Source organism: Pseudomonas sp. UYIF39, assembly GCF_029963765.1.
Taxonomy (GTDB): domain Bacteria; phylum Pseudomonadota; class Gammaproteobacteria; order Pseudomonadales; family Pseudomonadaceae; genus Aquipseudomonas.
This window is the reverse complement of record NZ_JALBYU010000019.1, coordinates 116,027-125,967: the sequence shown is the minus strand read 5'-3', so window position 1 is coordinate 125,967 and position 9,941 is coordinate 116,027. Positions and strand designations below refer to the sequence as shown.

Annotated in this window: 10 protein-coding genes; 2 read left to right on the top strand and 8 right to left on the bottom strand. The window is 54.7% G+C overall.

Going from position 1 to position 9,941, the window contains the following annotated elements:
- Nucleotides 1-48: 48 nt before the first annotated feature.
- On the bottom strand, nt 49-2,727 hold the full coding sequence (locus MO767_RS22790) for a TrlF family AAA-like ATPase (RefSeq protein ID WP_282482341.1): 2,679 nt from the start codon (nt 2,725-2,727) through the stop codon (nt 49-51).
- A 349-nt stretch (nt 2,728-3,076) separates the two neighbouring features.
- On the opposite strand from MO767_RS22790, the gene MO767_RS22785 reads away from it, so the two are divergent.
- Both MO767_RS22785 and MO767_RS22780 read left to right on the top strand, forming a co-directional pair.
- The gene (locus MO767_RS22785; protein WP_349016934.1) at nt 3,077-3,826 is read left to right on the top strand and encodes a hypothetical protein; all 750 of its coding nucleotides are present in this window, start codon (nt 3,077-3,079) and stop codon (nt 3,824-3,826) included.
- A 23-nt stretch (nt 3,827-3,849) separates the two neighbouring features.
- On the top strand, nt 3,850-4,536 hold the full coding sequence (locus MO767_RS22780; RefSeq protein ID WP_282482340.1) for an SOS response-associated peptidase family protein: 687 nt from the start codon (nt 3,850-3,852) through the stop codon (nt 4,534-4,536).
- A 13-nt stretch (nt 4,537-4,549) separates the two neighbouring features.
- On the opposite strand, the gene MO767_RS22775 is transcribed toward MO767_RS22780, so the two are convergent.
- From MO767_RS22775 to MO767_RS22745, 7 genes are all read right to left on the bottom strand, one after another.
- The gene (locus MO767_RS22775) at nt 4,550-5,605 is read right to left on the bottom strand and encodes a hypothetical protein (RefSeq protein ID WP_282482339.1); all 1,056 of its coding nucleotides are present in this window, start codon (nt 5,603-5,605) and stop codon (nt 4,550-4,552) included.
- Nucleotides 5,606-5,688: 83 nt separating this feature from the next.
- Nucleotides 5,689-6,483, bottom strand: coding sequence for a DNA adenine methylase (locus MO767_RS22770; RefSeq protein ID WP_282482338.1), 795 nt, complete (start codon nt 6,481-6,483; stop codon nt 5,689-5,691).
- A 149-nt stretch (nt 6,484-6,632) separates the two neighbouring features.
- On the bottom strand, nt 6,633-7,175 hold the full coding sequence (locus MO767_RS22765; protein ID WP_282482337.1) for a lysis system i-spanin subunit Rz: 543 nt from the start codon (nt 7,173-7,175) through the stop codon (nt 6,633-6,635).
- Nucleotides 7,157-7,720, bottom strand: coding sequence for a glycoside hydrolase family 19 protein (locus tag MO767_RS22760; protein ID WP_282482336.1), 564 nt, complete (start codon nt 7,718-7,720; stop codon nt 7,157-7,159). Before MO767_RS22760 ends, MO767_RS22765 begins: the two co-directional genes overlap by 19 nt.
- Nucleotides 7,721-7,768: 48 nt before the next feature.
- Nucleotides 7,769-8,815, bottom strand: a complete 1,047-nt coding sequence (locus MO767_RS22755; protein WP_282482335.1) for a contractile injection system protein, VgrG/Pvc8 family — start codon at nt 8,813-8,815, stop codon at nt 7,769-7,771.
- 97 nt (nt 8,816-8,912) lie between these two features.
- Nucleotides 8,913-9,119 (bottom strand): tail protein X, encoded by a 207-nt coding sequence (locus MO767_RS22750; protein ID WP_282482334.1) that lies wholly within the window; start codon nt 9,117-9,119, stop codon nt 8,913-8,915.
- Nucleotides 9,094-9,939 (bottom strand): phage tail protein, encoded by an 846-nt coding sequence (locus MO767_RS22745; RefSeq protein ID WP_282482333.1) that lies wholly within the window; start codon nt 9,937-9,939, stop codon nt 9,094-9,096. Before MO767_RS22745 ends, MO767_RS22750 begins: the two co-directional genes overlap by 26 nt.
- Nucleotides 9,940-9,941: the final 2 nt, after the last annotated feature.

The window sequence follows — 9,941 nt, the reverse complement described above, 5'->3', positions numbered from 1 at the left end:
GTCTGGCGAGCATTCTCGCCTAAATGGGTGTCCGGAATCATTAGACCACTACACGTATATTTTGGCTCTACGCAAGAAAGCTTCGCGAGCCCCCTCCAAAATTTTGCATGCAGCCACTCGCGCATTCTCATCGTCGATAGACCCGCGAGCTACGATCATGCTTTTCTCACTGGTGCTTTTTAGAACAATTAGCTGCTCCGCGTCTCCCAGCACCGCTATGTTAGCATTGTGAGTCACAATTATAACTTGGCGACGCTCCTTAGCCCTACGTAACACCGGAACGAATGTATGAACAATGAACTCACTATCCAAATTATCTTCAGGCTGATCAATAATTAGCGGCTTTTTACTATCAGACGAGAGTATGAGCGCTAGTAACACTGATTGCTGTTGCCCTAAGGAAAGCTGCGAAAAGTCCTTATGCATGTACCTCAACACGGCAGGATCATCTGACCTCTTCGTCACTGTCAATCTTGGAAGATCGTCAACCTGACATCTTTCAAGGCTAAACTTAACCGAAGGCTCGCTAAGTAAATCGATTATTTCTTTAGCATCTGCGGCGGAGAACATTTTAACTCCCTCAGATGCAGCCACTTCTAACAGAGCGTTCGAGTTACCTTTATCAATAGCGTTGAGCAATCCCGGCACCTTCAGTTGCTCGACTATAGCTTTGGCCTTGCCCTGGCTCGTGGTCCTCCATTTCATCGCGTTCACGATTATAGACACTGCTTCGGAGGAATAAGCGCTTTCGGAGTAAACTAGCTTTACTTGGAGATCATCGAGGACTTCCGCAAGAGACTTAGAGGCTTTGATTGCGTATCTCTGGCGATCATTGGCTACTTTAGTTCGGGCCACCCACCGCGCCTTCAAAGCAGTGGCGTACTGAGTTTTCAAAAGCTGAAGATGCGGAGTCCACGTTTTCAAGCTTTCTAAGCTGACTTTATACTGGCCTTCTTGCTGAGTTAGCTTCGTGATATGCCCCATATCCAGCTTCACATTTTTGGCTTCTAAAGCACTGCGCTTAGCCTCAATGTCGGCTCGAAGTGGCTGTTCTTTTGCCTCCCATTGCTTTGAAATCGCCTGAGTATTGGCCTGAAACTCGATGAAGGCACTATTCAAAATACCGTAAAAATCTTCTACCTTATTGGCAAACAACTCAACAGCCTCTTCAATTAACGCCACCTCCTCAGCCCCTACAGACACGTCCTTCCCGCGCACTGAATTCTGTATATCTTTCAGTAAGTCATTCACGCCAGAGGAATCGATAAGCCCATCGATTTCGCAGATCGTTCTGTCTAACCCGGCTCGGATTTCTTTTTCGACAGCCATACTACGCTGCAACTTAACCAGCTCGGAACCCTGAGCTGCTTCGAATGCAGTTAGCTGCTGCTGCACCACATTCAACGACCTTTGAATCTCCGGTATCTGCGCAACATTTCGCTCAGCCTCTATAACCTTTTCACGAATGGCGGACAACGCAGATATTGCTTCGTGCTCACTTTTGATTGCATCCTGAACCGCTGTAAAGGTGTCCAAATACTTCAATAGGGCAAGTGGATCACTTTTCGCTTGCTCACGAACTTTAGATGCCTCACCCTGGCCGAAACAATCAATATCAAAACTTACCGGACCGCTCTGAACATTATCAAGATTCTCAAGAGACCCATTAATGCATCTTGACAGAGAATGCCTCTGCCCTGCTTCATCTTGCCAGAACAAGTTTAGTTGCTGCGGCCAAACTTCAGAGTCGACTACTTCAGCACCAGAGTCACTACCAGTCAAACATCTCACTGCCTCAAACGTCGTAGACTTACCTGACCCTCTACCACCAATTATACAGTTTAAATTTCTGCTAAAATGGATAGCCTGCTTCGACAGATACCCACCCTCTAGGCACACGCCCAATATATAAGGCGTAGTAGCAGGTATTTCGTTTTCAAGCCGTATACGTGAGTCATTTTCACGTAGAGCTAGCACAAGCCCGGCAAATGTAGGTACTGCCATTTTATATCTAGTTAACTTTCTGTCCTGTGCCGCGTTTCGTCCAAGTGCGTTTAACGTGTGTGAATCTGAATTCAAGACACGTGCCAAATATTGTTTCGCCCCAAGGCCAAGACGCTCTATTCTGGACCTTCCTATTTGCGCGCGAACGGCGTCGACATCATCTCCGGAATAAGACACTAGTGAGTCAGGGCTTTTCAGCTCAATCCCTAGTAGTCCCGGGTGGCATAAGATGTCAACCTTATGAGGAGATCCTCCTGGGTAGTTCGTCTCAAGTCCATTGCCACCGTCGACATGGGCTAGAACACAAAAGCCACCCAAATCAACAGCGATATCTAAGCAGGAATGCATTGCATTTCTACAGCGGCTTTTATCGAGCCCCCGATCAACAACATCAAGCCGTCCATGAAATTGTTGCAATGACGAGACATCAGGTAAATAGCACAACAGATGTCCTTCAGGTGTAGATAGTTCTACAGCGGGTATCACTAAAACCCCTGCTGCGACTCCCGCCTCAACGGCACGCTGCACATTCCCAATTTCGTTATGGTCCGCAACGGCAATTATCTGCAAGTCCTCTGCAACCGCTGTCGCCACAATCGCTTCGGGAGTCATTCCTTCATCTTTGACATCATGGGATGCTATGTAGGAGTGAATATGAAGATCCCCGCGATAGAATCGTGAACCGTTTGGAAGATCTACACACGCTTCAAGCTTGTCGTTCATGCATCAAACTCCATTTTTCGCTACCGACCCTGATAGTATTCGTTTGGCTCGCGCTTACCCTTTTTCTGGCTTGCAGCGAAAATGCGGCGACATAGCACAACGCCACTTTCCAGTGTTATCACAGATATAACGGGCACTTTCAAGCTGGAGGTGGCAGGCTTCGGAAGCCGACGAACAAGCCGCGAGTTTTGAAGGGGCTGGCAGGTCTGCCTGGGATAGTCATCAGCGCTCAGCGGCCCCCCTGGGCAATTCCTGAAGATTTAGGGTGGCCAACACCTCGACAACTACAGCTCGTCGCTTCGTCCTCGCCCATTGTGCCCCCCCCTATTACTGTACATAAACCCAGCACATGTACAGCGAATCCGTTTCTATGAATTTCGACCAGGCTAAAGCGCTGAGACTTCAGCAGTGGCGCTCGACCCTCGACGACCACGACTTTCGAATGCAGAACCCCGAGGCCCACCGCCAGACCCTTAACGCCATGAGCGCGACTTTGGCTGCCGAGGGGTTGATCGATGAACTCCAGCAGTTCGACATGAACGAGATGGCGAACGCCGCCTACTGGCACGCAGTGGAAGAACTTCAAACCTCGCCAGCCCGCTACTGTGGGGCTTCTGCCTACGACGTTTTGCAGCGTGGCAATGGCGAGCTATTTGGTCGCATTGGACAGTCAATTTTCTATTCCGCAAGCACGCTTGCCGACAACGCACGATCCTCGTACGACGGGAAAATTTACAGCGGTACCACTGGAGCGAACCTTGTTTTCAGCCCGTCCGGAGTTAACGCGAGGATTGCCGGGCTTATATTGACGCTGCCGGATGGAAAGCAGTACGACCTCATAGAAACTGGAAGAACAGTCGAGGGCGTCACCTACGAGCCGATCGAGGATCCGTACCTCTACCGTGCGCTGGTGGACGCCTCCCAGGTTGCCCTGGAATGCCGCGACCTGCACGCTTTCGAAAGAGTGCGGCCGCTTCTCGACCTGGCCAGGTACTGCATCTGCCCGACTTGCCTTGATCGTTTTGACCGCTCTGAAGACTGCCTGACCTGCGCTGGCCGAGGGTTTGTAACGAAGCCTTTTGTCGCTGGTCTACCCTGAATACACAGCCGGAGGGTGCAAACATGTGCGGACGCCTTTCCCAATACCGGGGCATTCACGACTTCGTCGCGGCACTCAGCATCCCCAATGCCTTACTCAACTATGCCGGCGATCAGCCTTTCGAGCGCTATAACGCTGCTCCGACCACTCAGCTCGCCCTCTTTCACCGGGATGGTGAATACCTGCGCGCAGACATGGTTCGTTGGGGCTGGCGCCCGCACTGGGCCAAAGACCGCGCCGCGCCGATAAATGCTCGCGTTGAGAAGGTCGCCCATGGACCGTTCTTCAAAGTCATCTGGCCCCACCGAGCAATCATCGCGATCGACAACTGGTTTGAGTGGGTTTATGAAGGCGGGCCGAAGAAGCAGCCCTACCTAATCCGCCATCGTGACCAGACGCCAATCCTCTGTGCTGCGATTGGTCAGTATCCCATCGGAGAACATGAGCCGGGCGAGCATGACGGTTTCGTTATCATCACCGCCGACAGCGCCGGCGGCATGGTGGACATACACGATCGGCGTCCGGTGACCTTGTCGTCTGTGTTAGCTCGGGAATGGCTGGATCCGGCCACGCCCAAGGAGCGAGCCGAACAATTGATACTACTGCAGGGCGAGCCGACAGAGGTGTTCGAGTGGTTCCGAGTGGATAAAGCGGTGGGAAATGTTAAAAACAAAACGAAAGAACTAATTGAGCCTCTCGTCGACGCCTGACGCATACAAGTAACTATGTATTCCTTATACGATGCTTGCCAGTTGCATGCACCTGACGAAACTGGAGTGAGTCCAACCTGCCTTCATATACCCACTCACCCATACTCTTATCAAAAAAGTGCTGCACAACTCTATTACCTCTGAAGACATCCGGAGACAATGGGAATTTAGCATTTGGATTATGAAACACCTGTAGTCCGTCCAGTATTGTCTCACCACATTCCGACGGGGGACCCATTCTTTTCTCCGGAACTCCATCAGGCGGAGTAGCCCAAACTGAAAAAACTTGCGTGACGGTTTCTGTGTTTGTAGACATCGAGCTCAGCTTCCCCCATGTAGCAGCGCAACTAAATACTATTGCACTAACCTCTGCCATTTCGGAGTTGTTAAACAAACCTAGCGGCACCTCCGACCCATTATCTTTTTCAACGTAACCAAGACTAATGGCGGGAGGGCCATTGGGGTAAAGCGCTGGATTATCTAAAAATGCGTCTTCATCAACATAGTAATCATAAAGCAACGCCCTAATTGGCCTATCATACTGCAAGTTAAAATGAGGCTGCTCGAAAGGTGCCACAGCAATAACAAACGGCTTGCCGTGAACATGACTCAACGTCTTATAAAATTTTTCATATTTTCTTGCTTTTCCAACAATCGCGTTGGACAAACGTATTACCGCTTCTTTATTCAAGTCTCTGAAACGACGAACCGACTGTAATTCCTCAGCACTGTAAGTTTTGTCCCACTCGCTAGGCTTACCTTGAGCAGCATTACCAGTTGTGGCCTCGACTATAAACTCATACCCGTTTGCAGAGAGTACAAAATCAGGTGTTGCACTCGCCCAGTTTTGATGAAAGCCATACTCTCGAAAACACGCGTGCAAATACACTTCCCAAAAAGTAGAGTTAAAAGTCGTTTGAAACTCCTTCACTATCTTCCCATCTCTATCCTCGAACCCCTCCGCCCATGCCGTAAAAAGGGCTCGCTCGGCAGCTCTAAATCCAGCCAATACAGCCTTGAAATTTTTATTCTGCTTTGGCTCTTCAACTATTGGAGTAAAAAAATCCATATCAATCTCACAGAGGCATAAAGGGGGGGGGGAGTGAGGCTTTCACAACTTTAGCAAACACCACCCACCAGGGACCTCTTAATTTAAAATAAACCGCCTAGCTCAGCCAGCTCCCAATTCATAATTACTAGCTCGCCGCTCACATCAGCCTTGCCCTGCCGCTGATTGGTGTTGCAGTAACGAATGTCTAACGTCTCAAAGTTAAAGCCCTCAAATACCCGGCGGATATCAGGATGGTCGTTGATACTGACCATCACCTTTCCTTTGCAGCGCCGCATAAAGTCGGCCATCCGCTCGTAATTCTCAAACGGAAAATCGACGCCATAACCAACGGTCTGCCAGTAAGGCGGGTCCATGTAATGGAAAGTATGGGCACGGTCGTAACGTTCAGCGCATTCAAGCCAGGGGAGGTTTTCGACGTAAGTGCCGGACAAACGCTGCCAGGCGGCCGAGAGGTTTTCCTCGATCCGCAACAGGTTGATGGCCGGGCCGGTGGTCGCGGTACCAAACGTCTGCCCGGTGACCTTGCCGGCGAAGGCATGGTGCTGCAGGTAGAAGAATCGGGCGGCGCGCTGGATGTCGGTAAGGGTTTCGGGGCGGGTCATCTTCTGCCACTCGAACACCTGGCGCGAGCTGAGCGCCCATTTGAATTGGCGCACGAATTCTTCCAGGTGGTTCTGCACGACGCGGTATAGCGTGACCAGGTCGCCGTTGATGTCGTTGAGGACTTCAACGGGCGCGGCCTGGGGTCGCATGAAGTAAAGCGCGGCACCGCCGGCAAAGACTTCGACGTAGCATTCGTGAGGCGGAAAAAGCGGGATGAGGCGGTCGGCCAGGCGGCGTTTGCCGCCCATCCAAGGGATGATGGGTGAAGACATGAGAGCAAGACCTTTACTGTATGGATAAACAGGTGATAGGCTCGCCGCGCTTCGTGCACGGAGTAAGAGCCTTGGCTGGACTTGCAGGGGCAATCTGCGGGGACGGCGACCGGGTTGGATGTTGACGCATCCACCCCGGTCGCTCTTTTTCACTTCGCTGTTGAGACTTCTTTGGCGTAGGCCTGACAGGCAGCCAGGGCGATCAGTCCTTGGTCGCCGGCATCGGTGATGTCGATAATTCGTTGAGCATGCGCTGGGTCAAGTTGGGCTCGTGTTCCGCCATGAACCACGCCGCCGGTTGGAGTGGAGGCTGACACTGTGTCGCCACTGGCTGTATCGGTGGCGTCGAGTAGGATTGACAGGCGCAGATCAGCAGTGGCAAGGCGATCACGCAGGCGAGTCTGGTTGCGTTGAGCATCACTCAGTTCCTTGTAGTGAGTTTGTTCACTGGTCGACAGCCGCTGCTCAAGGGCCAGGCGTTTGTCCTGTGCCGTGCGCATCTGGTCAACGGCGGCGTTGCTGATGGCGATCAGATCGTCCTTGTGCAGGCCGGCCTGTTCGGCGAGTTGTTTGCCGTAGCGCCAGTCTTGAACCTTCCAGGCCGACGCGGCGGATCCGCCGACCAATGCGGTCACCAGCACGCCAACGGCTAATAGACGGTACGGCGCGGGGATCAGGTCGACGAGACGCATAGCACCGCCCTCGCCCGCCCCCACAACTCCAGTCGATCCGCCAAGCCGTTGAGGCCGCCGTTGATCTTGCGGGTGATCGCCTCGAACTCGCCCCGATCTGCCAGGGCATTTAGCTCGCGCACCCACCAGAACCACGCGGCCGACTCGGCAGCCCACTGCGGCAGCTCAAGCAACTCAGGGGTCCGCAGCAAACGTTCGTCACCGAACAACGCCAGGCTGCAGCGCAGGTAGTTGCTATGGCCGGTAATCTGGATCAGGCCGCGACCGCGATAGCGCTGGCCATCTCCGTCAGTTTCAGGAGTGTTGCCCAGTTTCGCGGCCAGATTGCCGGTGTCGTATTTACTCAGGTACTGATCGCCACCCAACTCACGGACGTACTGCAGCTGGCCCGACTCATGACCAACTTGGGCCAGGAACGCCGCCTGACGTTTCGACGTATTGATTTGCCGATGCGCCATGGCCGCGTTTAGGGCGGATACAAAAACGCCCGCTTGGCGGCGGGCGTTGGGCATGATGCGTTGTAGCTGTTGCTCCGTAATGGACATACACACTCCTGACATAAAAAAACCGCACTCAGGCGGCGATGGGATGCGCTATTGCTTCTCGACGCTCACAACCTTGAGCGGCGCCGCTGTCTTCTTTTTCTTACCCTTGGATTTACCGTTTTTGCCGGCATTGCACTCGACGGTGGTCGACCAGCCGGATTGGGTAAACACCTGCTCCACCGAATCCGCCAAGTACTCGCCATCAAGGCCGACCTTGAAACCTTGGGCGTTGATCAATCGCTCGGCAAAGATGTCAGTCCGGCCGGGCATCTCGAAACGCACGTCAGCGGTCGAACGATTGAACGCAGCCAAACGTGCCTTGGCGGCCGACTCGGCGGCGGTCTTGTTCGGGTAGATATGCCGATCGGTATGCACCGCCGGCAAGCCATCCGGGGCGTCGTCGTTATCCACCGAGACGGTGGCGAGCTTGCCGGTCTTCTTGTCTTGGTGCTTGGTCGCCACGGCCTTGTGCGAGTTGCGATCGCCCAGGCTGAACTGCCAGCGGCTGAGGTCGCTACGCGTCAGGGTGATCGCGCCGAACGCCTTGCCGCTGGCCGTCTGGCCCGCTTGACGCGGCATCACCAACAGCTTGCCGTCGGCCACCTTGGCCGTGCAGTCGTACTGTTTGGCCAAGCGCGTGATGAAATTAAAATCGGACTCGTTGAGCTGATCCACCCGGGCGACTTTCGTCGTCACCGGACACACCGGCTGCCAGCCATTGCGCGCGGCGATATCGGCCACGATCGTCGACAGCGGCACGTCTTCCCAGCTGCCGCTGCGGATGGTCTTGCCACTGCCGCGCATGTCACTGGCCTTGCCCTTGATCACGATCGTGTCCGGCGGACCCGACACCTCGACCGTGTCCACCGCGTAACGCCCCAGGCGCGCCAAGGATGTTTCGGCATAGCCCAGGTAGATCTCGATAGAGCTGCCACGCCGAGGCAGCACCACCTGGCCGTCTCGGTCATCAATGCGCAACTCAAACTCGTCGGACTCCATCCCGGGCTTGTCAGAGGTGCGCAGCAACAACAACCGATCATTGATCTTGGCCGTCACATCGGCGCCATCGGCCACGATTCGAAACATGGGGGTCATGGATTTAATCCAAAAAAAAGCCCGCACATGGCGGGGCAAAAAACAAAGGGCCGTTACGCGTAACGCAACGGGCCGCCGGCGGCGGTAGCGCCCGAGGTCAATCCCACAAGCTGACCCCCTCCCCGGTCGGGCTGGGCAGATCCGGCAGATAGATCACCACGCCGGTGCGGTAGGGCTGGGGCTCATCCGCCAACCCCTGATTGGCATCCAGCACCGCTTCGACGCTGCCCAGCAAATGGCCATAAACGTTATGGCAAATGACATCGAGCATGTCCCCATCAGACGTTCTGCATGTCGTCGCCATAGCGCACAAACTCCAGAGTGAACCCTTGTTTACGCGGAATCCCGCCGTGCATCAGTACGCCCTGTTCCTCGGCGATGTTCTTTAGGCACCACGTCCCAATCACCTCGCCATAGCCCGTGGTCAGGGTCAGTGGCTGAAGCCTGGCCCCAATGGTGCGCAACGTATCGAGCTGCTTGAGCCCACCCTTGAAGCCCGGGTAGATCGTGCCTTTGAGCGTGAGCTTTTCCTCTCCCATCCCGATGGCCTGCTGCGCCGGTCGGCGCGACAAGCGTTCCTGGGAAGCCCAGCGGAATTCGGTCGAACGACTCAGCTCGTCGAAAGCCGCCGTGTCCAGGTTGAAATAGTAGGGTTGCTCCTTGGGGTCGCGCGGCTGGATGATCAGCAAGTGCGGGAACGGCTTCACCGCCTCCGGCGCTGGCGTGGCATCCACGGCAAAGGAACTGGTGGGCACGATGTTGGCCAACGACGGACTGACCTTGCCGGCGATGTTGTTGATCGCCGTCGACGCCTTGCCCGCCTGTTCCTTCAGCGTCCCCATCCGTTCCTGTACTTCGGCGGCCGCCCGGGTCGCCCGGCCGTACACCGCCACCACCTGCCCGACCTTGGCCTGGGCCGCGTCGACGCCGCGCATCACCCGCTGAAGCTTGGCGCCGATCGCCGGCCCCACGAACGGGATGTTTTCCAGCTCGGACGCCGCGCCAGTGATTTCACTGATCGCGCCGTTGACCGGGCCGAGCATGCCGTCCGCACTGCGCCGCCCCGCCTCCCCGGCCTCGACCAAGTACTTGAGCCCCGCTTGCAACTGTTCCATATACGCCATGC

Excerpts from the sequence above, each read along its gene's own strand:
- MO767_RS22745 (WP_282482333.1), bottom strand. The coding sequence starts at position 9,939 with ATGGCGTATATGGAACAGTTGCAAGCGGGGCTCAAGTACTTGGTCGAG.
- MO767_RS22770 (WP_282482338.1), bottom strand. The coding sequence starts at position 6,483 with ATGTCTTCACCCATCATCCCTTGGATGGGCGGCAAACGCCGCCTGGCC.
- MO767_RS22785 (WP_349016934.1), top strand. The coding sequence starts at position 3,077 with ATGTACAGCGAATCCGTTTCTATGAATTTCGACCAGGCTAAAGCGCTG.
- MO767_RS22750 (WP_282482334.1), bottom strand. The coding sequence starts at position 9,119 with ATGGCGACGACATGCAGAACGTCTGATGGGGACATGCTCGATGTCATT.
- MO767_RS22790 (WP_282482341.1), bottom strand. The coding sequence starts at position 2,727 with ATGAACGACAAGCTTGAAGCGTGTGTAGATCTTCCAAACGGTTCACGA.
- MO767_RS22775 (WP_282482339.1), bottom strand. The coding sequence starts at position 5,605 with ATGGATTTTTTTACTCCAATAGTTGAAGAGCCAAAGCAGAATAAAAAT.
- MO767_RS22765 (WP_282482337.1), bottom strand. The coding sequence starts at position 7,175 with ATGCGTCTCGTCGACCTGATCCCCGCGCCGTACCGTCTATTAGCCGTT.
- MO767_RS22760 (WP_282482336.1), bottom strand. The coding sequence starts at position 7,720 with ATGTCCATTACGGAGCAACAGCTACAACGCATCATGCCCAACGCCCGC.
- MO767_RS22780 (WP_282482340.1), top strand. The coding sequence starts at position 3,850 with ATGTGCGGACGCCTTTCCCAATACCGGGGCATTCACGACTTCGTCGCG.
- MO767_RS22755 (WP_282482335.1), bottom strand. The coding sequence starts at position 8,815 with ATGACCCCCATGTTTCGAATCGTGGCCGATGGCGCCGATGTGACGGCC.